This window comes from Bordetella genomosp. 7, from assembly GCF_002261265.1.
Classification (GTDB): domain Bacteria; phylum Pseudomonadota; class Gammaproteobacteria; order Burkholderiales; family Burkholderiaceae_B; genus Bordetella_A.
The window spans coordinates 442,446-466,722 of record NZ_NEVK01000001.1; the positions used below are offsets into that span (position 1 = coordinate 442,446).

The following is a 24,277-nucleotide window of genomic DNA, read 5'->3' on the forward strand; positions in this document are numbered from 1 at the left end:
GGGTTATCGCCGGGTTTCCATCGCGTGACGTCACGGTAACGTCACTAGCGTTACCGGGCCGTTTGGGGCCGTTTGCAGTCCCTACCCTAGAAACAGGCAGCGCCATGCGGTCACGATGCTGGCGCCACAGATGGCTACTTCTATACCTTGTCCCATTTCGGGATTGATTAAACATTGACCACCTCTCTATGGGCATCGATCCCATTTCGGGATTGATCAGGCATGTATCGGCCCTCCTATCGATCCCATTTCGGGATTGATTCCCCTGGGGAGGGGTTTTTCATCAATCCCATTTCGGGACTGAACAAACTGTTTTTCGCGCCCCTCGTTTGGGTCGATGGCTCCCGCCTCAATGGTCAGGAAATTCAGGTACGGCCAAGCCCTTGGGTCTACGTCCATGGTCTTTTCGTAATCGAGAGCCAGCCACGTCACGCCGACCCATTCCGCGGTGCGCGGTGGTTTCCCCTTGCGAGTCACCAGAACAAAGGGGGTTGCCAACAGTTCATGCTTCGCCTTGTCCAGCTTTCGTGCGCTGGTCCAGCCATACCTCTGCATTGCGACGAAAGACACGCACAGCCTCCCGTTGTTCTTGCCGGTGAATTGCATAAGTAGGTCGATCAGCAGGGCGCGCGCAGCAGACGGCAACTCCCGGTAAGCCAGGCTTTCCAGCACCGGTACCGGGATCGCCACGAACTTGAATGGCAACGCGCCCTTGCGATGATCGCGTTTAGCCATTCCCCCTCCTGTTCCAGGCCTGGGTTGCGGCGTCCTCCCCCAGCATCGCCCAAGAGGCCATGCCGCAGTCGTACGCATTGCAGCGCACCTGGAACCACAGAGGCGCGTTTCGCATCGGCCTCAGGGTGGCAGGTCCCCCGCAATGCGCGCAGGGCTTCAGGGATCGCTGGAGTTCGCTCAGATGGCGGGTCTTCATTGCACCCCCACCAGCCGATAGCGCTTCACCCGGCAGGACTTGCCGAAGCGTGTAGGCACTTCCTCCCATTCGTCATGAATGACATAGCCTTCATCGCGCAGCTGCGCCACAGTGCTGGGCAAGCAGTGATCGCCCATGCGCTCGGCCTCGAAGCGGTTCAGGCTGCGGGACCGGAGTGCGGCCAGGATGGAATCTTTCTTTGTCATCATGGGGCAAGCTCCTTGCAGCGTGAGAGCAGCCCATCAAGGGCGTCCAGCTTGTTCCCCAAGGCCATCTTGCCGAGAGCTACAAGGTTTTCGAGCTTAGGCGTGTCTGCTTCCTCCCCGATGAGTTCGATTAACAGTAGGGCGCAAATCATGTCCTCCCGATGATCGGTAAGGCGACTGCGCCGCTCGTTGAGAACGGGATTTTGGATAACGGTTGCCATGGCCATCACTCCACCCTGTCCATCGGCTCAAGCGGCAGCGTAGAAACCCTCCAGGTCCGATCCATGGCGATGGCGAAACCGCCGCACGCCTGGGCAACCTTGCGAGCCTCCAATCTGGCGCCCAGGTAGCTGTGAATCTCGGCCAGCCACTCATCGGGCCAGGGCTGAGCGCTCAAATGACTGATCAGATCCCTATAGAGGTTGAGAATCGACTCATCGTGAGCCACGGGCGCAACGGAAACGGAGCCATCGGCGTTCTTCCGGACGAGGGCCGCACGGGCGCCTTCGGGGTAGTCGAATTGAGTCTTAGCCATGACGCACCCCCGCGATGAAATCGGCCAGGCCGCGGGCGAAGCCAGCGTCAAACTCTTGGCAAGCCTGCGGGAAATCGGAAGGTGCGGCGCCAGTGATGTGCTGGGCGCGCTGAAGGTCGCGGAATACGCAGAGCGTGTGGCCATGCTGCGCGAACCAGGTAAAGGCCGCTTTCCGGCCAGCATCGAACGGGTTAATATTCATCAAAGTAGACTCCTTGCGTGGGAACTCTGCTATTCCGGCCTCACCAGCGTTGCCGCGCTTGGTGGGGCTTTTCGTTTGGGCGCTCATTACGAGTCCGCCCGGGATCGGACGCCGCGAGGGCGCGATTCAAGCCAGGCGAGAACCTCGGATCGCTTCCAGGCCAGGCGGCGCGGGCCCAACTGGTATGGCTCCGGAAAGCCGCCGTTTTTCATGGCTGAATACAGCTGTGTAACCGACATGCTGGTCATCTTGAGGACGACGGGCCGGGGGTCGAATGTCGCTTCAGGCGGGAGGTTGAAAGGTTGGGCTTGCAAGTAACTAATCTCTGGCATTTGAGCCTCACGTTTGTGGTTTCGCAGTGTCGAAATGTCCTGCTTGCCTCCATTGTTCCGATCGTTGGCGAAAAAGGCAAGTACTATTGAGTACTGTGGAACATCGCGCAGGAGGAAAATGTGGCTGATATGCAAAAAAAGCGCCCAATGGGCAGGCCGAAAAAGGATCCCCTAGAGAAAGGTGAGCAATTCAGCATCCGGCTTGGCACTGCCCGGAAAATGGAGTTGGAACTGCTGGCCCGAGATTTGGGCGTGTCCCTGTCGCAAGCGGTGGACTATGCGATCAAGCAACTGGGATCGACGCACCTTATCGACGGAGTGCCACTAGGCGACGCCGCACAGCGTGGGCTTTCACAGCTTCAACAGTTACTGCTACGCGGCCTACCGGTGCCGTCCGGGAAGGCGATCGATATCGTGTTCTTAGCGCTAGCGCACGGATTGGCGAAGCGAAGCCCGGCCGCATTCAGAGCGCTGACGGTGCCCGAGTCGCTGCGCACCGACGAAGAAGTGTTCTTCATCCAGGCGGTTGAAGCCCTTCATCGGAGTGATGAAGGGCGGAAGGTTTTGGCGGCCTATATTGGGGCATCTCCGCCCGCGAATCTTGATGATTTGTTCTCAGAGGCGCGGCAGGCCATGGCCATCGGCGTCGATGCAGAAACGCTCGTCGAATTCAAATTGAACTCAGATGACCCGTTTAATGGGCTTAATACGGAGCCGTATGAGGGCGACCTATAGCGCCAGCTTCTCCAGCGCCGTAGCAGCTACGGTCTGCCGTAGGTGCCCGTAGTGCTTTTCGATCATTGCTACGCTGGTGCCGCTTACCTGGGCCACCGTGAGCAGATCCAGGCCACCTGCCACTAGGTCCGTAATCACCGAATGCCGAAGTGTGTAGGCCGTAGCTTCAGCGGGCAGCCCAGCCGCGAGCACTGCCGCCTTGATCGGATCTTTCCAGGCGTCCTTGTTCCAGCGCGCGCCATCGGCGCGGGTGAGCAAGGGAGCATCGGGGGCCTTGCCCTCGGTATGCTTGGCCAGAAAGTCGGCCGTAGCTCCCTGTAGGATCAGCTTGCGGTCCTTTCCCGCCTTGTCTACCCCAATGCGCAGGGACTTTAGGCGGGTGTTGTAGTCGCCAGCATTGAGGCCCGCCAGAGCGCCGGGCCGAAGCGGTAGCAGGGCCAAGCCGCGCAGTAACTCCGCCACGTCCGGCGCGGCATTCTGGATCAGGGCGCGCCGTTGGTCGCGGTCCAGGTATATATCCCGACGTCGCGTTGCCCCCTTGATCGGCTTCAGGGCCTCCCGCCATGCAAAGTCTGTCGTCACCTTGCCTTCAGCAAAGGCGTGGTTCAGAGCGGCGCGCAAGGCCGTCAGATCGCGGTTAATCGTGTCCAGAGCGCGTTTTCTCTGCTCCCCCTTGACCACCACGGGGGTATCCATCAATCGCGTTCTGTAGCCCTTCACGTGGTCGCGGGTCAGTTTTTCGAGCTCGACCTTGGCAAGTGGGGTAGGGTCTACCCAGCGCTTAAACCTGCCTTCGATATCGTTGGCCGGGGTATCGCCCTTCTCACGGCGCACATGGTCCACGTAGTCCTGGCAAATCTTTCCCACGGTGGCGCGGCCGGTGCTGCCGCCCTTGTTAAGGTGTGAGAACCAGGCTCGGGCCTGCTCGGTGGCCCGGTCGAATCGCTCGTAGGCGGGGTACTCATCAAGGCTGCCCAGCGACTTGGACGGCTGCTTGTCGCCGTCGCGGTATCGCGCTAGCCAAGTCCCCGCACTGTCGGCGGCCATCTTGCGGAATCCGACATAGCAGCCGGTTGAGATTTTGTGCCAGTAGGGCGCCCGGCGCGGCTTGATGCGCTCGCGGGCAGAGACGGAATCGATCTTGGTAGCCATGGGGCCAGACTATACCGAGTACTCAAAAAGTACTCAAAATCTTCTGGTATTTCCCGATACCTCGGCGAACAAGAAACGCCGCTTTCCCCAGGGAAAAAGTACTTTTTCGTATTTCCTGGAACTCCAGAATCTCGCCTTCACACGGCAGGGGTCACAAGTTCGAACCTTGTACCACCCACCAGGATTCCCAAAGCACCAAGGGCTTAGCCGTTATGGCTAGGCCCTTGGTGTTTTGCGGCACGCGTACCGATATCTCCTGATTTCTCGATCTTCCGAACAGCTGCCAAGTCCCGCCAGTGATTCTCGCGCTGGCAGTGTTTCGTCGCGCGTACGCTCTGGCCTTGTCGTGACGGGATCGGATAGGGCGATGTGGATTGCCGTTGCGGCGTTGGGCCAGGCCTGCGTGCCGGCTGTTGGCCTACAGCTTGGCGCCCATTTGCAACAAAACAAAATTATTACAAATAAATAAAAATGTTTTGTATATCATAGATGCAAATTTGGATGGGGTGGGCGATGGCGATGCTGCCTATAAGAACAATCGCCTTGGCCCCGGGGAGAGTCAAATGCGCGTCAATCTGCCGGTTACCCAGCATAGCTACGAGTTCCCTCCTGACCAGACCTTGGTCTCGATTACCGATCTGAAGGGACGCATTACTTATTGCAATGCCAATTTCGCCGAGGTAAGCGGCTATTCGCGCGCTGAACTGATTGGGCAGCCGCATAACCTGGTGCGCCATCCCGACATGCCGGAAGAGACGTTCCGCGACATGTGGGCAACGATCCAATCGGGCGCGCCCTGGACGGCGCTGGTGAAGAACCGTCGCAAGAACGGCGACTACTACTGGGTGCGCGCCAATGCCACGCCGTTGCGACGCGGCGAGCAGATCGTGGGGTATCTGTCGGTGCGTACGCACGCGCCGCAACACGAGGTCGACGAAGCCGAGGCGCTGTACGCCGCAATGCGCGAGGAAGCCGCGCAGGGCCGGCGCGTACACGTGTTGCAGGGCGGCGTGCTGCGCGAACGCAGCCTGTCGGGCCGCCTGCGGCGCGTGTTTTCGCTGGGCCTGCGGGCGCAGATCGTGCTGGCCGCGGGGTTTGCCGCCGCCGCCACGCCGCTTGCCTACTTTGTGGCCAAGCCCTATGGCGCGCCCGCATGGGTGCCGCTGCTGGCCGGATTGCTGGGGGCGGCCCTGGCCGCGCATCACCTGGTGCGCGTCGTGGTCCGTCCGCTGCGCGACGTGATAGGCACCGCGAATATCCTGGCCGCGGGCGATCTTACCCAGCATGTCCGGGTCAATGGCAAAGACGAGCTGGGCCGGCTGCAATTGGCCCTGGCGCAGCTGGCGGTATCCGTGCGCACCGTGGTGCGCGACGTGCGCGAGGAAGTCGTCAATCTGCGCGGGGGCGCGCAAGAGATCGCCAGCGGCAACCATGACATGTCGGCACGCACCGAGGCGCAGGCGGCCAGCCTGCAAGCTACCGCGTCGGCCATGGATGAAATCAATCACGCCGCGCGGCAGACCAACAGCATGGCCGAATCCGGCGCGGACCTGGCGCGCGAGACGGTGGGCGCGGCGCAGCGCAGCCACGATGCGGTACAGAATGTGGTGGCGACGATGCACGAGATTTCTCAGGCATCGCAACGAATCGCCGACATCATCCAGGTCATTGAAGGCGTGGCGTTCCAGACCAATATCCTGGCGTTGAACGCCGCGGTCGAGGCCGCCCGCGCCGGCAGCCATGGCAAGGGGTTCGCCGTCGTGGCCAGCGAGGTGCGCGCGCTGGCGCAGCGCACCAGCCAGGCGGCCAAGGAAATCCGCGACCTGATCCACGAATCGGGCGAACGGGTGCAATTGGGCGAGCAGCGGGCCGGCGAGGCGAGCATGCGCATGGACGAGGCCATGGGCGCCATCGAGCGTGTCATGCACTCGCTGGAGCGCATCAACGATGCAAGCCAGGAGCAGGCCGCCGGTATCGGCCGGGTGAACACGTCGGTCACTCAGCTTGATGACATTACCCAGCAGAATGCCGCCATGGTCGAAGAATTGGCGGCGGCCGCCAGTTCACTGAACGAGCAGGCCAGCGTTGTGCATGACACGATACGCGTGTTCCGCCTCAGCGACCGGGACGTTTCGCTGGCCGAGGTCGATGCCGTGGAGTTGCGCAGGCAGAACCGCGCACTGGCGGACGCGCAGGCCGGGCAGGCTGCCGGCGAGTCGCCCAAACTCAAGCTGCTGGCTGCCTGAGCGGCGCTCGCCCCGCAGGCCGGTCGGGCCGGCGCGACTAAGGGTGCAAGGCGCAACGCCTTGTGCTTTCGTCATTACATGGGCGGGGTCAAGGCAGCGCCGCCACATTGCCCCCGGCGCCGTGCCGGTAGGCGCGCTGCGCATCCCGTATGAAATCGCGCACGGCGGTTTCATAGACCGCGCCGCTGCGCACCGATCCGGAGTGCGAAGCCCCGTCGATTTTCACCAGGCGCTTCAGGTCGGGCGGCACCTTCAGCGCGGCCTCGAAAAGTTCGTCGCTCATGGTGTGCGGCACCACGCGGTCGGCAGTGCCGTGCATCAGCAGCATCGGCGTCGTCAGCGTGGCAAGCTTCTCGACGGACGCAAATGGCTGGGTCACCAACAGGCTGGCGCCGGGCAGCTTGCCCCATTTCAGGGTGCCCAGCATGGCGGCGATGCTGGTGAAGCTGGACTCGACGATCAGGCCGGCGAAGGGTGGCATGTCGGGGCGGGCGGCCAGGCCGATGGCGATGGCGCCGCCCAGGCTGTGGCCGTACACGAAGCGCCGGGCCGGATCCGGCTGGCGGCGCGCCAGTTCCTGCAGGGCCGCCGCGGCGTCTTCGCTGGCGGTTTCTTCGGAAGGCAACAGGGGCGTGGATTTGCCAAACCCCCGGTAGTCGATGGCCAGCACCGAATAGCCCATGCGCGTCCAGCTTTCCATGCGGAAGGCGCTGCCGTTCAGGTTCCAGCGCGCGCCATGCAGATACAGCACCGTGGGTGCGTCGCCCTGCGGATGCTGCCAATACCAAGCATGCACCTTGTCGCCGCCGGGCAAGGGCAGATCGAAGATCTGCGTGCCGGCGGGCGGCTCGCGCCACCAGCGCTGCTGTTCGGTTTCCGGCGAGAAGATGGCGTGTCGCTGCCAGGCGTCGAGCTGCGTGCAGCCAACCACGCTGGCGGTGGCGAGCAAGGCGGCTCCGAGCAGGCGGCGCAGGGATAGACGTGGCAGCAAGGGCATGAAGGATGTGACCGGCGGCGGGCCGCCGGGTTCCCGCTGCCGATGCCGGCGGTTCAGGCCAGTGCCAGCAAGTCCTGCGCGACAGGGTACAGCGAAGCCACCAGCAGCAATGCCATGGAGATATTGAAGGCCCGGATGGCGCGAGGATGGTGCAGCAACCTTTGCAGCGCCGTGCCAAAGGCCGTCCAGACACCGATGCTGGGCAGGTTCACCACGCAGCATACCGCGGCGGCCAGCGCCAGGTTCCAGTAAAAGCCAGCCTGTGGAGTATAGGTGGCGATCACGCCCACCGCCATGACCCAGGCCTTGGGGTTGACCCACTGGAACAGGGCAGCCTGCAAGAAAGTAAAAGGCCGGCCGCGCTGGCTGCCGCCTTCCATGGGCCCCGAGCCCGCGATTTTCCATGCCAGGTACAGCAGATACAGCGCGCCTGCGTACTTCAGCACCGTATACAGCCACGGCAGCTGGCCGAACAGGGTGCCCAGCCCCAGGCCGACCAGCACCAGCATCAGCGTAAAGCCCAGGTTCACGCCCAGCATGTGGGGGATGGTGCGCCTGAAACCGAACGTCAGGCCCGAAGATGCCAGCATGATGTTGTTCGGGCCGGGCGTGATGGAACTTACCAGGGCAAACATGGCCAGCGGGCCCAATACGGCCCAGGTTGACTCAGGCAGTAATGGCGTCATGACGCCCTCCGCACGATGGCGCGCCGCCCGCCGGCAATGATGAAGACCACGGCCAGCGCAAAAATGTAGGTCAGGGGGTCGACGCTTTCATTGAAGAACAGCGCCGCGGCCACCACCGTCATGAAAGGCTGCAGCAATTGCACCTGGCCTACCTTGGCGATGCCGCCCACCGCCAGGCCCCGGTACCAGGCGAAAAACCCCAGGAACATCGAGCCGAATGCCAGGTATGCGAAGGAAGCGGCCACGGGCAGCGAAGGCCACGGCGCGCGGGCAGCCATCCACGCCACGGGTGCGGCGATCACGGGCGCACTGACGACCAGCGCCCAGCAGATGGTGCGGGCGCCACCCAGCGTGCGCGCGACGCGGCCGCCCTCGGCATAGCCCAGGCCGCCCAGCAACACAGCCACCAGCAGCCACAGATCGCCGGTTTGCAGACTGCCATGGCCTTGCCGCAACGCGTAGCCCATTACCAAAGCGGCGCCCCCCAGCGCCCATATCCAGAACTTGGCCGAAGGGCGTTCGCCCGTTCGCCACGCGGCAAAAGCCGCAGTAGCCAGTGGCAGCAACCCGTTGAAGACGGCGCCGTGAGCGGCCGGTACCGTTGCCATGGCCAGGGTAGAGGCCAGGGGCCATCCCACTACGATGCCCGCCGCGGCCAGCACAACGCCGGACCACTCATGGCCGCGTGGCAGGCGGCTGCGAGTAAGCCACAACAGCAGGGCTGCCGGCACGGCCGCCAGCAAGGCCCGGCCCAGGCCGATCAAGGCTGGCGACAGCTCGGTGACGGCTACCCGAGTCATGGGCAGCGTCAGGGAAAAGACCAGCACGCCCAGCAGGCCGTAGCCATAGCCCTCCAGTGGTGCTGCAGGGGCGGACGGCGCAATAGCGGTAGGGCGCGACATAGAGAGTGATACCGGGGAACAGGCTTGCGGGTTGAGAAGGTTTCTGCCACTCTACGCAAATTGGTCAGTACAGTACCGGTACACTTTTCCATATCAGCTTGAATACTGGCCTGGTAAAACCGCCATGACAGTCGCAACTTCCTCCGATGTGCCCGTGGGCTGGCGCCCCGTGCGCCAGGCCGACGCCACGCTGGTGACGCAGTTGGCCGACGACGTGGCGCGCCGCATCGATGATCAGGGTCTGCGGCCCGGCACCCGGCTGCCCTCCATCCGGAAAATGGCGCAGCAGGCCGGCGTAAGCCGTTTTACCGTGGTCGAGGCCTACGATCGCCTGGTGGCCCGCGGGCTGGTGCAGTCCCGCCGTGGCGCGGGTTTTTTTGTACGCGCGCGGCGCGGCCCGCTGGCGCCCGTGGCGGGCAGCGGCCCGGCCGGCAACACCGGGTTGGCGCCGCCGGCCCGTATCGACGTGGCGTGGTTGCTGCGCAGCATGTTCCGCGAGCCCTCGGCCCTGGCCATGCCGGGCGGCGCAGGGCTGCTGCCGGCAGACTGGCTCGATCCCGACATGGTCGCGGCTGCGGTACGCGCCGTGGGCCGCTCGGTGCGCGGACAACTGGTGTCTTATGGGTCGGAGCTGGGCTATGGCCCGCTGCGCCAGCAACTCGCGTCGCGGCTGCAGGCCGAGGGCGTGCCGGCGCACCCCGACCGCAACTTGCTCACCACCAACGGCGTCACACACGGGCTCGACCTGATCGCCCGCCACCTGGTGCGCCCGGGCGACGCAGTGCTGGTCGAAGACCCGGCGTGGTTTGTCATCTTCGGCCGGCTGGCCGCGTTTGGCGCCAGGCTGGTCGGCGTGCCGCGCTGGCCCGACGGTCCGGACCTGCAGCAGCTCGACCGCCTGGCCGCGCTGCACAAGCCGCGCCTGTTCATCGTCAATACGGCCGTGCACAACCCCACGGGCCACACGTTGTCGGCGGGCGCCGCGTACGACATCCTGCGCCTGGCCGAGCGGCATGATTTCCTGGTGGTGGAAGATGACACCTATGGCGAACTGCACCCCGGCGGGGCCACAAAGCTGGCCTCGCTCGACCGGCTGAACCGCGTGATACTGGCCGGGGGGTTTTCCAAGATGCTCGCCGCCAGTCTCAGGGTGGGTTACCTGGCGGCCAACGAAGAACTGGTGCGCAAGCTGGCCGACCTGAAAATGCTGGCCGGCCTGACCACGCCTGAACTTGGCGAGCGGGTGGTGCACCGGGTGCTGGTCGAAGGCCAGTACCGCCGGCACATCGAACGCGTGCGCGCGCGCGTCAACACGGCACGCCAGCGATGCCTGGCGGCGCTGGCCGGCCTGGGGGTGTCCGTGCGTCACGAGCCTCACGCAGGCATGTTCGTGTGGGCCGATTGCGGCCGCGACTCGGAAACCCTGGCGCGTGCTGCGGCCAGCCGGGGCTTGCTGCTGGCGCCAGGCAGCCTTTTTTCGCCCGCGCAGGCGCCCTCGACGATGATGCGGTTCTCGGTGGCCATGGTAGACACTCCGGGCATCTGGGATGCCCTGGCCGACGTCCTGGCCGAGCCGGGCAATTGATATGCCCGGCGCCGGCGGAAGACATATACTGTTCCTCTGTTCTAATAAGCTACATCACCAAGGAACCGCCATGGCCGACGTCCCGATCAAGCCACTGACCGACAAATTCGCTGTTGCGCCGCAGCTCACGCCCGAAGACATGGCGGGCGTCGCCGCCGCCGGATACAAAAGTGTAATCATCAACCGCCCCGATTACGAAGGCGGGCCCGACCAGCCTACGGCTGCCGACGTCGCACGCGCGGCGCGCGAGGCGGGGCTGCAGGTCGAGTACCAGCCGGTCATCGGCAGCGCAATGACCGCCGACGATGTGGCGCGCTTTGCAGAACTGCTGCGCACGATGCCGGGCCCCGTGCTGGCGTATTGCCGCACCGGCACCCGATGCACTAACCTTTTCGTCGCGTCGCAACAGTTGTCTTGACGCCTCGCATTCTGCGGGTAGACCGCAATGCGGCCTGCCGGTAATTCCGGTAGCATGGGATTTCCAACCTAGCAGCCAGGAGCCCACAATATGTTCAAAAGAATCCTGATCCCCACCGACGGTTCTCCGCTATCGGCGCAGGCCGCCAATGCCGGCATCTGCTTTGCGCGCTCGGTAAACGCCGAGGTCGTCGCGCTGCACGTCACGCAACCTTTCGCCGCCACCATCGGGTTCGACGGCATGGCAGCCGCCTACGCCATCACCGATGAAGACTACGAAAAGGCCTCGGCCGAACAAGCCGAAAAATACCTGAAGCTGATCCTCGACCGTGCCGACACGGCGGGGGTCAAGGCCCAGTCGCGCGCCGTGTCCAACTTCAACGTGGCCGACGGCATCGTGCAGGCCGCTTCCGAAAACGGCTGCGACCTCATCTTCATCGGCAGCCATGGCCGCAGCGGCCTGTCGCGCCTGCTGCTGGGCAGCGTCACGGCCAAGGTGCTGTCGCTGGCCCACACCGCGGTGCTGGTGTACCGAGTCAAGGAAGACAAAGAAAAGAAATAAAGGCTCGCCGAGCCGTCCGGCGGCCAGTCGCATGTCTTCATGCGGCTGGCCGTTTTGTTTTTTGCCCATACCTGCGGCGCGCGCAGGGGGATCTGGTGTTTTGCGATCGGGCGCGCGTAATATCTGCACAGGGCGTCGCTGCGCCGGGCGTCCCGCCGATACCTACCATCAGGGGCCGCCATGACTCGCAAGACGCGTATCGATCATTACCGCAACATCGGTATCAGCGCGCATATCGATGCCGGCAAGACAACCACCACCGAGCGCATACTGTTCTATACCGGCATCACGCACAAGCTGGGCGAAGTCCATGACGGCGCGGCGACTATGGACTGGATGGAACAAGAGCAAGAGCGCGGCATCACGATTACCTCGGCCGCCACCACCGCGTTCTGGCGTGGCATGGCCGGAAATTACCCCGAACACCGCATCAACATCATCGATACGCCGGGCCACGTCGATTTCACCATCGAGGTCGAGCGTTCGATGCGTGTGCTCGACGGCGCCTGTATGGTGTACGACGCGGTGGGAGGCGTGCAGCCGCAGTCCGAAACGGTCTGGCGCCAGGCCAACAAGTATGGCGTGCCGCGGTTGGCGTTCGTGAACAAGATGGACAGAGTCGGGGCCGACTTCTTTCGCGTACAGAAGCAGATCGCCGAACGTCTCAAGGGCGATGCGGTGCCCGTGCAGATACCCGTGGGCGCCGAAGATCATTTCCAGGGCGTGATCGACCTGGTCAAAATGAAGGCCATTATCTGGGACGACGCGACCCAGGGCGTAAAGTTCGAGTACCGCGACATCCCCGACGAACTCGCCGGCCAGGCCCGGCAATGGCACGACCATATGGTCGAAAAGGCGGCCGAGGCCGACGAGGCCCTGCTCGAAAAGTACTTGTCCGGCGAGCCGCTGTCCGAAGCCGATATCAAGCGCGGCCTGCGCATGCGCACCATCGCCAACGAGATCGTGCCCATGCTGTGCGGCAGCGCCTTCAAGAACAAGGGCGTGCAGGCCATGCTGGACGCCGTTATCGATTACCTTCCTTCGCCGGCCGACGTGCCGGCCATCCGGGGCCATGACGAACGCGATCGCGAGGTCGAACGGCATCCGGCAGACGATGAACCCTTTTCGGCGTTGGCGTTCAAGATCATGACAGACCCCTTCGTGGGGCAACTGGTGTTCTTCCGCGTGTATTCCGGCGTCGTCAAGTCGGGCGATTCGGTCCTCAATCCGCTCAAGGGCAAGCGCGAGCGCCTGGGGCGGCTGCTGCAGATGCACGCCAACGAGCGGCGCGAGATCAGCGAAGTCTATGCGGGCGACATCGCGGCCGCGGTGGGCATCAAAGAAGTCACGACGGGCGATACGCTGACTGATGCGAACCACGTCATCGTTCTCGAACGCATGTCGTTCCCCGATCCGGTCATTTCGCAGGCCGTAGAACCCAAGACCAAGGCCGACCAGGAAAAAATGAGCCTGGCCCTGAACCGCCTGGCCCAGGAAGACCCGTCGTTTCGCGTGCGCACCGACGAAGAATCCGGGCAGACCATCATATCCGGCATGGGCGAGCTGCACCTTGAGATCCTCGTCGACCGCATGAAACGCGAATTTCATGTCGAGGCCAGCGTGGGCAAGCCGCAGGTTGCGTACCGCGAAACCATCCGCCAAACCTGTGACGAGGTCGAAGGCAAGTTCATCAAGCAGTCGGGCGGCCGCGGCCAGTATGGCCACGTGGTGCTCAGGCTCGAACCCCAGCCGCCGGGCCAGGGGTTCGTATTTGTCGACGCCATCAAGGGCGGGGTGGTGCCGCGTGAATTCATACCAGCCGTCGAGCGCGGGGTGCGCGAAAGCCTCAATGCGGGCGTGCTGGCCGGCTACCCGGTGGTCGACGTCAAGGTCACACTGGTTTTCGGCTCATATCACGATGTCGATTCCAACGAGAACGCCTTCCGCACGGCCGGCTCCATGGCTTTCAAGGAAGGCATGCGGCGGGCCCGGCCGGCCCTGCTCGAACCCATGATGCATGTCGAGGTCGAGACGCCCGAAGACTATACCGGCCATGTCATGGGCGACCTGTCTTCGCGTCGCGGCATGGTGCAGGGGATGGAAGATATCGCCGGAGGCGGCGGCAAGCTGGTGCGCGCCGAAGTGCCCCTGGCCGAAATGTTCGGCTATTCCACATCGCTGCGGTCGTTGACCCAGGGGCGCGCCACTTACACCATGGAATTCAAGCACTACGCCGAGGCGCCCGGCCAGGTGGCCGCGCAGGTCGTTGCCGCCCATGGCGGCGCGGCCCGTTAACAACCGGTTGCCAGCGCGGGCGGTGCGGCTGCGGGCATGCAGCTATCATGGGCTGACCTACAGCCGGAGAGCCACATGGATCAACTGATAGAGCTTGCCCAGCAGCCCGCCGCGTGGGCCGCCTTGGCCACCCTGATCGCCATGGAAGTCGTGCTGGGCATCGACAACCTCATCTTCATCTCCATCCTGACCAATAAATTGCCGCCCGAGCAGCAAGAGCGCGGCAGGCGCATCGGCATCGGCATGGCCCTGATCCTGCGCCTGGCGCTGCTGGGCACCGTCGCCATCATCGTCAAGCTGACGCAGCCTGTCATTACCTTGTTCGGGCAGGGCTTCTCGTGGCGCGACATCATCCTCATTGCGGGCGGGCTGTTCCTGGTCTGGAAGGCCACCAAAGAAATCCACCATCACGTCGACCGCGAGCCGGAAGGCGACATGTTCGAGGGCAAGCCCGCGACCCTCGGATTCGCCGCCGCCATCGGGCAGATCCTGATGCTGGACCTGGTGTTTTCTATCGACAGCATCATCACCGCCGTCGGCATGACCGAACACATACCCATCATGTTCATCGCCGTCATCGTGGCGGTCACGGTCATGCTGCTGGCCGCCGGCCCACTGGCGCGCTTCATCCAGCGCAATCCCACGGTGGTGATGCTCGCGCTGGGCTTCCTGCTGATGATAGGGATGACACTCATCGCCGAAGGCTTCGGCGCCCACGTGCCCAAGGGGTACATCTACGCCGCCATGGCGTTTTCCGCCCTGGTCGAAGCCCTGAACATGCTCGCCCGCCGTGCCAAGAGAGGGCCGGCCGGAGACGGCGCCGGCGCATAGCGCCACGCCCGGGCGGGGCCGCGCCGAAACAATGGGCGCCCGGCCCGGGCGCCCTTCTTTCAGCCGAGAAAGTCTTCGATGGCGGCGTTGAACGCCCGCGGATTGCCCAGGTTCATCCCATGTGAAGAGCCTTGTATCACTTCCCTGCGGGCCGTCGGCAGCCATTCCGTCAGCATATCCAGCACTGCAGGGTAGGGCGCCGGGCTCAGCGCGCCGCCGATCAGCAGCGTAGGCAGGCCCAGCCTTTCCACCTGCTCGCGCGACACCGGCGGCAAAGATTCGGACACCTGGCCACGCAGTGTCGATGCGTTGTCGCGCACCATGTCCTTGAACCACGGCACCATGCGGCGCCACGTATCCGCGCCCGACACCGTGTCTACGAACAAGGCCAGCCCCGCATCCATCTCGCCCGATTCAATCAGCGCCAGGGCACGTTCCCGGAACCCGCTGCGTGCGCGTTCCTCGACTCCCGGCAAGGGCAGGCCGGGATCCGCCAGCGTCAGCGAGCGCACACTGCCCGTGCCCCGCAGCGCGGCTTCCAGGGCCACTCGCGCGCCGCGCGAATGGCCCACCAGGTGCGCCGCGCCTTCGCCCACCTGGTCGATGAAGGCGAGCACATCGTCCACATGCTGGCGCAACGAAAATTCCGTGCCGTCCCACTGTTGGGGCCAATAGTGCCGCAAACTGAGCGCCAGCACCCGGAACGACCGCCCCAGCGGGCCCAGTTGCGACTTCCAGTACCGGCAGTCGCACAGCGAGCCGTGCACCAGCACCAGGGGAGTGCCTGCGCCATGCTCGGTGTAAGTCAGGGGGTAGCCGTTGATGATGGCCGTCTGCAACGGCAGCTGAGGTTCTGAACGCATAGGGGTATCGGGCCGGGTGTCCAGCGCGTGATTCTAGCGCCCCGCCCCGTTGCCGCTGCTAAACTCAGTGGCCTTGCCTCAGGGCGCCAAACTTTTCCTTCGGAACCTAGACACAGCATGTCTGTTGAATCCGTCGCTTCCTTGCCCGAATCTGCGCAGCGGGTTGCCCGGCTATTGCAAGAGCTGGGCCACGACCATTCCATTGTCATCCTGCCGCAAACCGGCAAGACGTCCGCCGAAGCGGCCCAGGGCCTGGGCTGCCAGGTGGCGCAGATCGCCAAGTCCATCATTTTCCGGCGGCTGGCCGACAACGCGCCCGTGCTCGTCATCGCCAGCGGCGTGAACCGTGTAGACGAGACCAAGGTGGCCTCGCTGGTTGGCGAACTCGGCAAGGCCGACGCCCGCTACGTGCGCGAGATGACGGGCTATGCCATCGGCGGCGTCTGCCCCATCGGGCACACCGTCAAGCCCAACATGCTCATCGACCAGGACCTGTTCCAGTACGACACCCTGTGGGCCGCCGCGGGACATCCTCATGCGGTGTTTCCGCTAAGCCCGCAGCAGCTCGCCTCCATGACCGGCGCGCCGGTTGCCGATATCGCCTTGCGCGCATAGCGCACACCAGGAACATCTCCATGGACTGGACTTGGGTCTGGATACCCGCCACCGTAGCGGCCGCGGCCGCACAGGCGGGTCGCAACGCCGTGCAGCGCAGCCTTACCGCAACACTGGGTACGCTGGGGGCGACCCAGGTGCGGTTCCTGTTCGGCTTCCCCTTCGCCTTGCTGTTCCTGGCCATCGTGATGCTGGTCGATGGCGGCCAGGCCCCGCAGGGCGGCTTCGAATTCATGCTGTTCGTGCTGGGCGGCGCGCTGGCGCAGATCTCCGCAACCGCGCTGATGCTTGCCGCCATGCGCGAGCGGTCTTTCGTGGTCGTCACCGCCTGGACCAAGACAGAACCCATCCAGGTCGCCGTATTCGGTTTCGTGGTGCTGGGCGACCCCTTGTCCTGGCTCAGCATTGTCGCAATCATGGTGGCCACGTTCGGCGTCGTCCTGATGTCGGGCGATCCGGCAGTCGCGGCCGGCCGCGGCAGGTTGCGGCCGGCGTTACTGGGGCTGGTCTCGGGCGCGTTCTTTGCTTTGTCCGCCATAGGCTTTCGCGGCGCCATTCTCGAACTCGACGGCGGCAGCTTCGTGCTCCAGGCCACCTGGACGCTGGCCTGGTCGCTGGGCGTGCAGACGCTGGTGCTGGTGCTGTGGATGCTGTTGTTCAACCGCGCCTTGCTCAAGGCCTGCATGGCCGCCTGGCGGGCTTCGATCTGGGGCGGCCTTCTGGGCGCCAGTGCATCGCAGGGCTGGTTCCTGGGTTTTGCGCTGACCGCGGCCAGCAACGTGCGCACCCTGGGGCTGGTAGAGGTTCTTTTCGCGCAGTTGCTGTCGCGGCGTCTGTTTTCGCATGCATCCAGCCGCCGCGAACTTGCCGGTATTGCATTGATCGTCCTGGGCGTGGGCTTATTGCTGGCCTGGTCCGGCTGACGCCCGGCCAATGAAAACGGCCCGCCTGGTGGCGGGCCGCACAGCCGCGACGGTCGCTTACTGCAGCAACTGCAGGCGATTCTTGGCCGTCTCGGCAGCGGGGGTGTTCGGGTAGTCGCGCACGATGCGTTCCAGCGACGCCTTGGCACCAGCGCGGTTATTCAGTTCGATCTGGCTGCCGGCAATTACCAGCAGGGCATCGGGGGCGCGGGCATCGTCAGGCGATTCCTGCACCAGCTGGTTCAGCTGTTCGATGGCGCCCTTGTAATCTTTCGCGGCATAACGGCTGCTGCCCAGGTAGAACTTGGCGCTGGGCGCCAGCTGGCTGGTGGGGTACAGGGCGATGAAGGCCGCCAATGATTCCGCAGCGTCTTTGTACTGGGCCTTGCGAAACTGGTCGATGGCGCCATCGTACGCGGCTTGTTCGCGCGGGTCTGCCGCGCTGGCGCCCGGCGGGTTGTTTGCGCCGGCCTGGCCCGGCTGGGTGCTGGGTTGCTGGCGCGACACGAGCTCGAGCTGTTCGCGCAACTGGGTGATCTCTTGCTGCAAGGCTTGCAGTTGGTCGGCCAGTTGCAGTCGCGCGCGCTGATTCTGCTCGTTCTGCTGCTGCACTTGCTTGCGCAGATCGAGAATGGCGCGGCGGGCTTCGTCATCGGAAAAGGCGTGGGCAGAGGTGGCGGCGGCCAGGGCGGCCGTCAAAACCAGTGTACGCAGAGGCAGAACGTGAGCGCGCATAAAGATTCCCGGATTCTCAAAACAAAAACGTCGGAACGGCCGCTTGACCGTTCCGACGCGCTTCAGTGCCTGGATGCAGACGTGCTTAGCGCTGATATTCGATGTCGGCGCGGCGGTTTTCCGCAAAGTCGGCCTCGGTGTTGCCCGTGGCGCGGGGCTTTTCCTTGCCGAAGCTGATGGTTTCAATCTGCGCGTCGCTGACGCCCAGCAGGGTCATCATGCGGCGTACAGCGTCGGCACGGCGCTGGCCCAGGGCCAGATTGTATTCGGCGCCGCCGCGTTCGTCAGTGTTGCCCTGGATCTGGACGCGCTGTTGTTGATTCGACGCCAGGTAGCGAGCGTGCGTTTCCACCAGCCCACGATATTGCTCGGGCACCGTGTAGCTGTCGAAATCAAAGTACACCGAGCGTTGCTGCGCCAATACGCTCTGCGGGTTGAACGGATCCATGATCTGGCCGGATGCCGTACCTTGGCCGCTGGTGCCGGAGCCGGCCTGCCCGGCCTGGTCGTCGAGCGGTACAGAGCTGCAGGCCGCCAGGGCGGCTGCAAGGGCTGCAATAGTAAGGCTTTTGGCAATGCGCATTTTCATGATTGTTCCTTTGCAAAAAGGGTCATACGTGTTTAGCGGGTAAAAGGACCCCAGGTCGGTTCACGTATTTCGCCGTTCAGTACCGAGAGCGTCTGGCGCACGCGCCCGTCACTGGATACTCCTGCCAAAACACTGCGCCCGTTTTGAACTGCGGCGTACAGAATCTGCATTCCGTTGGGTGCGAAACTTGGAGATTGATCGTCGCGCCCGTCGGTCAACAAGGTTTCAGTGCCGGTGGCAAGCTGTAGTGAGGCGATGCGAAACGCGCCGTCGCGTCTGGAAACGTACAGCAGCGTGGAACCGTCGGGGGAAATTCGGGGTGAGATGTTGTAACTACCGTTAAAAGTAATCCGACGCGCATCGCCTCCATCGAGACTGGTTTGATAGATCTGCGGACCACCGCTACGATCACTGGTAAAGATAATTGAACGGCCGTCGGGCGTAAAGGTCGGCTCGGTGTCGATGCCCGGAGAACGCGTCAGGCGGCGCGCATTCGAACTTCCATCGGCGCTGACGATGTAAATTTGCGACAGTCCGTCGCGGGTCAGGGCCACCGCAAGCTTGCTGCCGTCGGGCGACCAGGCCGGCGCGCTGTTGTTGCCCTTGAAGTTGGCAACGGGTATGCGCGCGCTGGTGGCCAGTGTGTGGACATACACCACCGGCTTGCCGGATTCGAAGCTCACGTACGCCAGCTTGCTGCCATCGGGCGACCACGAGGGCGAGATGACGGGCTCGCGCGAGCGCAAGGCCACCTGCGGGTTCTGTCCGTCGGCATCGGCAACCTGCAATTCATAGGTGTTGCCGCGCTTGAGCACGTAGGCGATGCGCGTCGAGAACACGCCCCGCACGCCGGTGATCTTTTCGTAGATCCGGTCGGCGATCTGGTGCGCGACGCGGCGCAGCTCGGCTTCGCTGCCGGAGAACGCCACACCGTCCAGCTGGCCCTTCTTGACCGTGTCGGCCAGGCGGTAGCGCACCTCGTAGCGGCCATCCGGGCCACGGGTGATGCTGCCATAAGCCAGGAAGTCGGCGCCCTTGGTGCGCCAGTCGTCGTAAGCCACCGGCGAATCTACGTTAAGGCCCGAGCCAGCCGCGCTGATCAGGCGGAACTGGCCGGTACGGGTAAGATCGGCGCGGATGACTTCGGCGATGGCGCGGCCGTGCACCTCATCTACGGCGAAGTCGGCAATGGCCACGGGGTATTGTGTGGCGCCGGTTCCGGAAATATCGACGCGCAGTTGCGCATGGGCCGGCTGCCACGCAAACACGGCCGCGGCTACCATCAGTACGGTGAACAGCGCGCCATACATGCGCGCAAGCCCTGGCGAAAGGGCGCGGCTAAAGGCGGGAGTCATGGTCAGCAATCTCCTGTCAGTCATACATTCGGTACACGACATCAATGACGGACTCGTAGCGGCCCGTCGAGGGTTTGGGGAACGGGTTGCAACGCCGGATGCCGGTTTCCACGGCACGGTCGAACCCTGTGTTGCCCGACGAAGAGGTGAGGTTCACACCCGTTACCCTGCCGTCTGAACTCAACTGTACCCGGTATTGCACGGTCGGGTTGGCCGAGCCGCTGCGCGGCGGGGTGGGGTAGGCTACCCCGGGCCGGATGCAGGCACGCACCTTGGCGCCGTAGCCGTCGTCGCGGCCGCCGCCTTGCTGGTTGCGGTCGGCGGTGCCGCCCGGGATGCCCGCGGCGCCCAAGGCGTCCTGGCGGAACGCTTCGCGAAGCGCCTTCTCGGCCGCGGCCTTCTTGGCGGCTTCTTCCTTGGCTTTCTTTTCGGCGGCCGCTTTCCGGGCGGCTTCTTCCTTGGCCTTTTTCTCGGCAGCCGCTTTCTCTGCGGCAGCCTTCTCGGCCGCCTTTTTCTCGGCGGCTGCCTTCTCGGCGGCAGCTTTCTCCGCGGCGGCTTTCTTTTCCGCAGCGGCTTTCTCGGCGGCCGCCTTTTCCGCAGCAGCCTTCTGGGCGGCGGCTTTCTCGGCGGCAGCTTTCTCGGCAGCGGCCTTTTCGGCAGCGGCTTTTTCAGCCGCCTTGCGTTCCTGTTCGAGCCTTTGCTTTTCTTTCAGTTCGGCCAGCCGACGTTCTTCTTCCAGGCGCGCCTTTTCCTTCGCGGCCTCGGCCTCGCGGCGGGCGCGTTCTTCTTCCTCGCGCTTCTTGCGTTCCTGTTCCAGCGCGATTTCAGGGTCGGGCTGCGGCGGCAACGGCTTTTCCACGGGGGGCGGCGCCGGGGCAGGCTCGGGCTGGGGTTCTGGCTGCGGCGCCGGGGGCTCCGGTTCCGGCTCGGGCTGCGGCTGCGGTTCCGGCGTGGGTTCGGGCTCGGGCTCGGGTTCGGGCTGCTCTTGCGGCGGGGGCGAGTCGGGGGTGTCGCCTTCGGCCCAGAGCTCGACCTGCACCGGGCCCGGGTTTTCCGACCGCCAGTTGACGCCGAAAATCAGGGCAACCAGCAGCAGGATATGCACCAGGATGGCCAGCCCCAGCGCCTTGCGGTTGTCTTGCGCGGCGGGCGTGATGGGGGCCTGGCCGTCGTGTTTGAAAAGAGGCGGGGTCATAGGCGTTGCAGTGGCGGCTGGCGGCGGTGCATCAACGCTTCTGCGGTTCCTGTGCGGCCGCGCCCTGGTCGACGAGCAGGCCCAGGCGCGTCACGCCGTTGCTGCGCAGGTCGTCCATGACCTTCACCACGGTTTCATAAGGCACTTTGCCATCGGCCGCGATCACCACCGGCGTTTCGGCGGTGATGCGCTGGCGCACCTGGTCCACCAGCTGGTCGCGGAGGATGTCTTGCGGCGTGGCGCCGGCCTCGCGCATGCGCAGCGCCAGTTGGCCGTCTTCGGAAATCTGCACTTCCAGCGGCGTGGCCGGCACTTCAGATGCCTGGCCCACCGACGGCAGGTTGATCAGGCCGGGGGTGATCAGGGGGGCGGTGACCATGAAGATCACCAGCAGCACCAGCATCACGTCGATATAGGGCACGACGTTGATATCGGCTTTCATGCGTCGGCCCGCGCGGCCGTACGACCGGACTGAAGGCATCAGCGTACCTGACGTTGGAGGATGTTCAGGAATTCATCGACAAAGCTGTCGAAACGGATCGACAGACGGTCGATGTCGTGGGTGTAGCGGTTGTACGCCACCACGGCGGGAATGGCCGCGAACAGGCCGATGGCCGTGGCGATCAGGGCTTCGGCAATGCCCGGCGCCACCGAGGCCAGTGTTGCCTGCTGCATGTTCGACAGGCCGATAAATGCGTGCATGATCCCCCACACCGTGCCCAGCAGGCCGATGTACGGGCTGACCGACCCGGCCGACGCCAGGAAGTTCAGGTGCGATTCGAGCGCGTCCATCTCGCGCTGGTATGCCGCCCGCATGGCGCGGCGCGGGCCATCGAGCAGCACGTTGACGTCGCCGTGCGCGTTGGCGCGGCGTGCTTTCAGAAACTCGGTCATGCCGGCGTCGAAGATCCGCGCCAGCGCGCCTTGCTCGTCGCGTCGGCTGGCCACGGCCTGCTGCAGCATCGACAGGTCGCCGCCCGACCAGAAATCATCTTCGAAGCGCCGTGTCTGGGCATGGGCGCGCTTGATCGCCAGCCGCTTGGCGAAAATATAGGTCCAGGACAATATGGAAATGCCCAGCAGCAACAGCATGATGAGCTGGACGGGAACGCTGGCGTGCGCAATCAGCGAAAGCAACGACATGTCGTTGGTGACTTGCATGGTTATTCCTGAAGGGATTCCAATTTGGTGCGAACGATGGCCGGCAAGGCCATTGGGCGCAAATTCACGGTGTCGACACAGCAGACTTGGATATTGCCGTGCGCGAGCAGTTCCCCGTCGCGTTCGGCGCGCTGCGCGAAGTGTATCGAAGCGCGGCCGATCCGTGTGACACGACTGCGTATCGTCAACAGATCGTCAAGCCGCGCGGGTTTCCGGTACGACATGTCCAGCGAATGGACGACGAACAACTGCCCCTCGCGTTTTGCCAAGTCGGATTGTTCCACTCCCAGCGTGCGCAGCCATTCGGTGCGCCCGCGCTCCATGAACTTGAGGTAGTTCGCGTAGAACACCACGCCGCCGGCGTCCGTGTCTTCGTAATAGACACGGACCTTCAGCACGGACTCTACAGGAAACGATTCGCTCACAATGGGTATGGCAGCCTTGCCGGTCGCCGGACGCGCAGGGCCGGGCAGTCTACAGGGTTTCCAGCTTGGCCAGCACCTGTTCCAGGGCTGACCCGACGGGAATCTTCGCCGCCTCGCTTTCGCGGCGGGCCTGCAATTCCACCACACCGTCGTTCAGGCCGCGTTCTCCAACTGTTACGCGCAATGGCACCCCGATCAGTTCCCATTCGGCGAACATGACCCCGGGCCGCGCGTCGCGGTCGTCGAGAATGACATCCACCCCGCGCTGGCGCAGCGCCTCATACAGTTTTACACTTTCGTTACGAACAGTTTCATTTTTGCCCCAGCCGACGGGGCAGATCACCACCTCGAAGGGCGCGATGGCGCGCGGCCAGACAATACCGCGGGCATCGTGGTTCTGTTCGATGGCCGCGGCGGCGATGCGGGTGATCCCTATGCCATAGCAGCCCATCTGCAGGGTGGCCGGCTTGCCGCTCTCGTCCAGGAAGGTCGCCTTGAGCGCGTCGGAATACTTGGTGCCCAGGAAAAACACGTGGCCCACCTCGATACCGCGCTGGATCACCAGTGTGCCCACGCCGTCGGGCGAGGGGTCGCCGGCCACGACATTGCGCAGGTCGGCCACCAGTTCGGGTTCGGGAAGGTCGCGGCCCCAGTTGGCGCCGGTGTAGTGGAAGTCTTCGCGATTGGCCCCGCAGACGAAATCGGCCATGTGGGCCACCGTGCGGTCGGCAATCACTTTTACGGGCAGGGCGGTGCCTATGGGGCCCAGATAGCCCGGCTTGCAGCCGAAATGCGTCACGATTTCTTCTTCGGTGGCAAAGCGGAAGTCCGCCAGGCCGGGCAGCTTGCCCGCCTTGATTTCATTGAGTTCATGGTCGCCGCGCAACAGCAGCAGCCAGACCTGCACCTTGCCGGGCTCGGGCTCGGTGGCCAGAACGATGGATTTCAAGGTGCGTTCCAGCGGCAGGCCCAGCAGGGCGGCCACGTCGGCGCATTTGGCGGCGCCCGGCGTGGGCACGGCCTGAAGGGTTTCGCTGGCCGGGGCGCGCTCGGCCAGCAGGCAGGGGGCTTCGGCCAGTTCGATGTTGGCCGCGTATTGGGTATCCGGGTTGTACACCAGCAGGTCTTCGCCCGTGTCGGCAATCACCTGAAATTCGTGGCTGCGCGAGCCGCCGATGGAGCCGGTGTCGGCGGCGACCGCGCGGAACTCCAGCCCCAGGCGTTGAAATATGCGAATGTACGCCTCGTACATCTTGTCGTAGCTGCGCTGCGCCCCGGCCTCGTCGCGATCGAATGAATACGCGTCTTTCATGGTGAATTCGCGGCCCCGCATCAGGCCGAAGCGCGGGCGGCGTTCGTCGCGGAACTTGGTCTGTATATGGTAGAAGTTCAGCGGCAACTGCCGGTAGCTGTGGATTTCGTTGCGCACGATATCCGTGATGACTTCTTCAGACGTGGGCTGCAGCACGAAATCGCGCTGGTGGCGGTCTTTGATGCGCAGCAGTTCGGGGCCGTACTGCACCCACCGCCCCGATTCCTGCCAGAGCTCGGCCGGCTGAACCACCGGCATCAGCAGTTCGATGGCGCCGGCGGCGTCCATCTCGGCGCGCACGATGGCTTCGACCTTGCGGATCACTTTGAGGCCCAGCGGCATGTAGGTGTAGATGCCGCCGGCCAGCTTGCGGATCATGCCCGCACGCGTCATCAGCTGGTGGCTGGCGACTTCGGCCTCGGCGGGGGCCTCTTTCAGGGTGTTCAGATGGTAGGTGGATGCGCGCATATTAAAAGGTGGCTACAGATAC

At 64.1% G+C, this 24,277-nt stretch carries 29 protein-coding genes; 9 read left to right on the forward strand and 20 right to left on the reverse strand.

From position 1 onward, the window contains the following. Positions 1–216 precede the first annotated feature (216 nt). The 7 genes from CAL19_RS02040 to CAL19_RS19935 are packed head-to-tail and all read right to left on the reverse strand — an operon-like array spanning position 217 to position 2,206. Entirely contained in the window at positions 217–735 is a 519-nt protein-coding gene (locus CAL19_RS02040; RefSeq protein WP_094795874.1) for a hypothetical protein, read from the reverse strand. Next, the gene (locus CAL19_RS19930; RefSeq protein ID WP_094795875.1) at positions 728–1,000 is read right to left on the reverse strand and encodes a Lar family restriction alleviation protein; all 273 of its coding nucleotides are present in this window, start codon (positions 998–1,000) and stop codon (positions 728–730) included. Before CAL19_RS19930 ends, CAL19_RS02040 begins: the two co-directional genes overlap by 8 nt. Continuing rightward, the gene (locus CAL19_RS02050; protein ID WP_094795876.1) at positions 928–1,140 is read right to left on the reverse strand and encodes a helix-turn-helix domain-containing protein; all 213 of its coding nucleotides are present in this window, start codon (positions 1,138–1,140) and stop codon (positions 928–930) included. The genes CAL19_RS19930 and CAL19_RS02050 overlap by 73 nt, the downstream gene beginning before the upstream one ends. Beyond that, positions 1,137–1,358, reverse strand: coding sequence for a hypothetical protein (locus CAL19_RS02055; protein ID WP_141214346.1), 222 nt, complete (start codon positions 1,356–1,358; stop codon positions 1,137–1,139). The genes CAL19_RS02050 and CAL19_RS02055 overlap by 4 nt, the downstream gene beginning before the upstream one ends. Positions 1,359–1,363: 5 nt before the next feature. Beyond that, the gene (locus CAL19_RS02060) at positions 1,364–1,672 is read right to left on the reverse strand and encodes a hypothetical protein (protein ID WP_094795878.1); all 309 of its coding nucleotides are present in this window, start codon (positions 1,670–1,672) and stop codon (positions 1,364–1,366) included. Beyond that, positions 1,665–1,961, reverse strand: a complete 297-nt coding sequence (locus CAL19_RS02065) for a hypothetical protein (protein ID WP_141214347.1) — start codon at positions 1,959–1,961, stop codon at positions 1,665–1,667. The genes CAL19_RS02060 and CAL19_RS02065 overlap by 8 nt, the downstream gene beginning before the upstream one ends. Further along, complete coding sequence (locus CAL19_RS19935) at positions 1,961–2,206, reverse strand: helix-turn-helix transcriptional regulator (protein WP_141214350.1); 246 nt, start codon at positions 2,204–2,206, stop codon at positions 1,961–1,963. Before CAL19_RS19935 ends, CAL19_RS02065 begins: the two co-directional genes overlap by 1 nt. A 120-nt stretch (positions 2,207–2,326) precedes the next feature. Between CAL19_RS19935 and CAL19_RS02075 the strand changes: the two genes are divergently transcribed. After that, positions 2,327–2,941 carry a hypothetical protein gene (locus CAL19_RS02075; protein ID WP_141214348.1) on the forward strand — a complete coding sequence of 205 codons (615 nt, stop codon included), beginning with the start codon at positions 2,327–2,329 and terminating at the stop codon, positions 2,939–2,941. Here the strand turns inward: CAL19_RS02075 and CAL19_RS02080 are convergent. After that, positions 2,936–4,093: a tyrosine-type recombinase/integrase gene (locus tag CAL19_RS02080; RefSeq protein WP_094795882.1), complete on the reverse strand. Its 1,158-nt coding sequence runs from the start codon at positions 4,091–4,093 to the stop codon at positions 2,936–2,938. The two genes, CAL19_RS02075 and CAL19_RS02080, sit on opposite strands and share 6 nt — an antisense overlap. A gap of 563 nt (positions 4,094–4,656) precedes the next feature. Between CAL19_RS02080 and CAL19_RS02085 the strand changes: the two genes are divergently transcribed. After that, positions 4,657–6,339 (forward strand): methyl-accepting chemotaxis protein, encoded by a 1,683-nt coding sequence (locus CAL19_RS02085; RefSeq protein WP_094795883.1) that lies wholly within the window; start codon positions 4,657–4,659, stop codon positions 6,337–6,339. A gap of 88 nt (positions 6,340–6,427) precedes the next feature. Here the strand turns inward: CAL19_RS02085 and CAL19_RS02090 are convergent, their stop codons facing one another. From CAL19_RS02090 to CAL19_RS02100, 3 genes are read right to left on the reverse strand one after another with little or no spacing between them, the layout of a single operon-like run. Continuing rightward, positions 6,428–7,336, reverse strand: a complete 909-nt coding sequence (locus tag CAL19_RS02090; RefSeq protein ID WP_094795884.1) for an alpha/beta hydrolase — start codon at positions 7,334–7,336, stop codon at positions 6,428–6,430. Between the two features lie 53 nt (positions 7,337–7,389). Next, entirely contained in the window at positions 7,390–8,022 is a 633-nt protein-coding gene (locus tag CAL19_RS02095) for a LysE family translocator (RefSeq protein ID WP_026639302.1), read from the reverse strand. Next, complete coding sequence (locus tag CAL19_RS02100; protein WP_094795885.1) at positions 8,019–8,924, reverse strand: DMT family transporter; 906 nt, start codon at positions 8,922–8,924, stop codon at positions 8,019–8,021. The genes CAL19_RS02095 and CAL19_RS02100 overlap by 4 nt, the downstream gene beginning before the upstream one ends. Positions 8,925–9,093: 169 nt before the next feature. Here CAL19_RS02100 and CAL19_RS02105 point away from each other — a divergent pair, with 169 nt between their 5' ends. The 5 genes from CAL19_RS02105 to CAL19_RS02125 all read left to right on the forward strand — a co-directional run bounded on the left by CAL19_RS02105 (position 9,094) and on the right by CAL19_RS02125 (position 14,614). Further along, on the forward strand, positions 9,094–10,509 hold the full coding sequence (locus CAL19_RS02105; protein ID WP_094795924.1) for a PLP-dependent aminotransferase family protein: 1,416 nt from the start codon (positions 9,094–9,096) through the stop codon (positions 10,507–10,509). A gap of 70 nt (positions 10,510–10,579) precedes the next feature. Beyond that, positions 10,580–10,927 carry a TIGR01244 family sulfur transferase gene (locus tag CAL19_RS02110; RefSeq protein ID WP_026639299.1) on the forward strand — a complete coding sequence of 116 codons (348 nt, stop codon included), beginning with the start codon at positions 10,580–10,582 and terminating at the stop codon, positions 10,925–10,927. A 90-nt stretch (positions 10,928–11,017) separates the two neighbouring features. Continuing rightward, the gene (locus tag CAL19_RS02115) at positions 11,018–11,488 is read left to right on the forward strand and encodes a universal stress protein (protein WP_026639298.1); all 471 of its coding nucleotides are present in this window, start codon (positions 11,018–11,020) and stop codon (positions 11,486–11,488) included. A gap of 180 nt (positions 11,489–11,668) precedes the next feature. Further along, entirely contained in the window at positions 11,669–13,783 is a 2,115-nt protein-coding gene (gene fusA, locus CAL19_RS02120; RefSeq protein ID WP_094795886.1) for an elongation factor G, read from the forward strand. A gap of 75 nt (positions 13,784–13,858) precedes the next feature. Beyond that, the gene (locus CAL19_RS02125) at positions 13,859–14,614 is read left to right on the forward strand and encodes a TerC family protein (protein WP_026639296.1); all 756 of its coding nucleotides are present in this window, start codon (positions 13,859–13,861) and stop codon (positions 14,612–14,614) included. 59 nt (positions 14,615–14,673) lie between these two features. Here the strand turns inward: CAL19_RS02125 and CAL19_RS02130 are convergent, their stop codons facing one another. Then, positions 14,674–15,477 (reverse strand): alpha/beta fold hydrolase, encoded by an 804-nt coding sequence (locus CAL19_RS02130; RefSeq protein ID WP_094795887.1) that lies wholly within the window; start codon positions 15,475–15,477, stop codon positions 14,674–14,676. A 117-nt stretch (positions 15,478–15,594) separates the two neighbouring features. On the opposite strand from CAL19_RS02130, the gene CAL19_RS02135 reads away from it, so the two are divergent. Next, positions 15,595–16,092 carry a YbaK/EbsC family protein gene (locus CAL19_RS02135; protein ID WP_026639294.1) on the forward strand — a complete coding sequence of 166 codons (498 nt, stop codon included), beginning with the start codon at positions 15,595–15,597 and terminating at the stop codon, positions 16,090–16,092. 20 nt (positions 16,093–16,112) lie between these two features. Then, positions 16,113–17,015, forward strand: coding sequence for a DMT family transporter (locus tag CAL19_RS02140; RefSeq protein ID WP_094795888.1), 903 nt, complete (start codon positions 16,113–16,115; stop codon positions 17,013–17,015). A 57-nt stretch (positions 17,016–17,072) separates the two neighbouring features. Here CAL19_RS02140 and ybgF read toward each other — a convergent pair whose 3' ends face one another. The 8 genes from ybgF to CAL19_RS02180 form a co-directional block, all read right to left on the reverse strand. Further along, entirely contained in the window at positions 17,073–17,750 is a 678-nt protein-coding gene (ybgF, locus tag CAL19_RS02145; protein WP_026639292.1) for a tol-pal system protein YbgF, read from the reverse strand. Positions 17,751–17,835: 85 nt separating this feature from the next. Beyond that, positions 17,836–18,339, reverse strand: a complete 504-nt coding sequence (pal, locus tag CAL19_RS02150) for a peptidoglycan-associated lipoprotein Pal (protein ID WP_026639291.1) — start codon at positions 18,337–18,339, stop codon at positions 17,836–17,838. Between the two features lie 32 nt (positions 18,340–18,371). Next, on the reverse strand, positions 18,372–19,694 hold the full coding sequence (gene tolB, locus CAL19_RS02155; protein WP_026639290.1) for a Tol-Pal system beta propeller repeat protein TolB: 1,323 nt from the start codon (positions 19,692–19,694) through the stop codon (positions 18,372–18,374). 16 nt (positions 19,695–19,710) lie between these two features. Beyond that, entirely contained in the window at positions 19,711–20,889 is a 1,179-nt protein-coding gene (tolA, locus tag CAL19_RS02160; RefSeq protein WP_094795889.1) for a cell envelope integrity protein TolA, read from the reverse strand. Between the two features lie 31 nt (positions 20,890–20,920). Further along, a complete protein-coding gene (gene tolR / locus CAL19_RS02165; protein ID WP_094795890.1) occupies positions 20,921–21,370 on the reverse strand; it encodes a protein TolR in 450 nt (149 codons plus the stop codon). Further along, positions 21,370–22,050: a protein TolQ gene (gene tolQ / locus CAL19_RS02170; protein ID WP_026639287.1), complete on the reverse strand. Its 681-nt coding sequence runs from the start codon at positions 22,048–22,050 to the stop codon at positions 21,370–21,372. Before tolQ ends, tolR begins: the two co-directional genes overlap by 1 nt. Positions 22,051–22,052: 2 nt before the next feature. Then, the gene (gene ybgC, locus CAL19_RS02175) at positions 22,053–22,475 is read right to left on the reverse strand and encodes a tol-pal system-associated acyl-CoA thioesterase (RefSeq protein WP_026639286.1); all 423 of its coding nucleotides are present in this window, start codon (positions 22,473–22,475) and stop codon (positions 22,053–22,055) included. A gap of 49 nt (positions 22,476–22,524) precedes the next feature. Next, on the reverse strand, positions 22,525–24,255 hold the full coding sequence (locus CAL19_RS02180; RefSeq protein ID WP_094795891.1) for a proline--tRNA ligase: 1,731 nt from the start codon (positions 24,253–24,255) through the stop codon (positions 22,525–22,527). Positions 24,256–24,277: the final 22 nt, after the last annotated feature.

Coding starts and splice junctions, on each gene's coding strand:
- CAL19_RS02040 (WP_094795874.1), bottom strand. CDS start 735: ATGGCTAAACGCGATCATCGCAAGGGCGCGTTGCCATTCAAGTTCGTG.
- CAL19_RS19930 (WP_094795875.1), bottom strand. CDS start 1,000: ATGGGAGGAAGTGCCTACACGCTTCGGCAAGTCCTGCCGGGTGAAGCG.
- CAL19_RS02050 (WP_094795876.1), bottom strand. CDS start 1,140: ATGATGACAAAGAAAGATTCCATCCTGGCCGCACTCCGGTCCCGCAGC.
- CAL19_RS02055 (WP_141214346.1), bottom strand. CDS start 1,358: ATGGCAACCGTTATCCAAAATCCCGTTCTCAACGAGCGGCGCAGTCGC.
- CAL19_RS02060 (WP_094795878.1), bottom strand. CDS start 1,672: ATGGCTAAGACTCAATTCGACTACCCCGAAGGCGCCCGTGCGGCCCTC.
- CAL19_RS02065 (WP_141214347.1), bottom strand. CDS start 1,961: ATGAGCGCCCAAACGAAAAGCCCCACCAAGCGCGGCAACGCTGGTGAG.
- CAL19_RS19935 (WP_141214350.1), bottom strand. CDS start 2,206: ATGCCAGAGATTAGTTACTTGCAAGCCCAACCTTTCAACCTCCCGCCT.
- CAL19_RS02080 (WP_094795882.1), bottom strand. CDS start 4,093: ATGGCTACCAAGATCGATTCCGTCTCTGCCCGCGAGCGCATCAAGCCG.
- CAL19_RS02085 (WP_094795883.1), top strand. CDS start 4,657: ATGCGCGTCAATCTGCCGGTTACCCAGCATAGCTACGAGTTCCCTCCT.
- CAL19_RS02090 (WP_094795884.1), bottom strand. CDS start 7,336: ATGCCCTTGCTGCCACGTCTATCCCTGCGCCGCCTGCTCGGAGCCGCC.
- CAL19_RS02095 (WP_026639302.1), bottom strand. CDS start 8,022: ATGACGCCATTACTGCCTGAGTCAACCTGGGCCGTATTGGGCCCGCTG.
- CAL19_RS02100 (WP_094795885.1), bottom strand. CDS start 8,924: ATGTCGCGCCCTACCGCTATTGCGCCGTCCGCCCCTGCAGCACCACTG.
- CAL19_RS02110 (WP_026639299.1), top strand. CDS start 10,580: ATGGCCGACGTCCCGATCAAGCCACTGACCGACAAATTCGCTGTTGCG.
- CAL19_RS02115 (WP_026639298.1), top strand. CDS start 11,018: ATGTTCAAAAGAATCCTGATCCCCACCGACGGTTCTCCGCTATCGGCG.
- fusA (WP_094795886.1), top strand. CDS start 11,669: ATGACTCGCAAGACGCGTATCGATCATTACCGCAACATCGGTATCAGC.
- CAL19_RS02125 (WP_026639296.1), top strand. CDS start 13,859: ATGGATCAACTGATAGAGCTTGCCCAGCAGCCCGCCGCGTGGGCCGCC.
- CAL19_RS02130 (WP_094795887.1), bottom strand. CDS start 15,477: ATGCGTTCAGAACCTCAGCTGCCGTTGCAGACGGCCATCATCAACGGC.
- CAL19_RS02135 (WP_026639294.1), top strand. CDS start 15,595: ATGTCTGTTGAATCCGTCGCTTCCTTGCCCGAATCTGCGCAGCGGGTT.
- CAL19_RS02140 (WP_094795888.1), top strand. CDS start 16,113: ATGGACTGGACTTGGGTCTGGATACCCGCCACCGTAGCGGCCGCGGCC.
- ybgF (WP_026639292.1), bottom strand. CDS start 17,750: ATGCGCGCTCACGTTCTGCCTCTGCGTACACTGGTTTTGACGGCCGCC.
- pal (WP_026639291.1), bottom strand. CDS start 18,339: ATGAAAATGCGCATTGCCAAAAGCCTTACTATTGCAGCCCTTGCAGCC.
- tolB (WP_026639290.1), bottom strand. CDS start 19,694: ATGACTCCCGCCTTTAGCCGCGCCCTTTCGCCAGGGCTTGCGCGCATG.
- tolA (WP_094795889.1), bottom strand. CDS start 20,889: ATGACCCCGCCTCTTTTCAAACACGACGGCCAGGCCCCCATCACGCCC.
- tolR (WP_094795890.1), bottom strand. CDS start 21,370: ATGCCTTCAGTCCGGTCGTACGGCCGCGCGGGCCGACGCATGAAAGCC.
- tolQ (WP_026639287.1), bottom strand. CDS start 22,050: ATGCAAGTCACCAACGACATGTCGTTGCTTTCGCTGATTGCGCACGCC.
- CAL19_RS02180 (WP_094795891.1), bottom strand. CDS start 24,255: ATGCGCGCATCCACCTACCATCTGAACACCCTGAAAGAGGCCCCCGCC.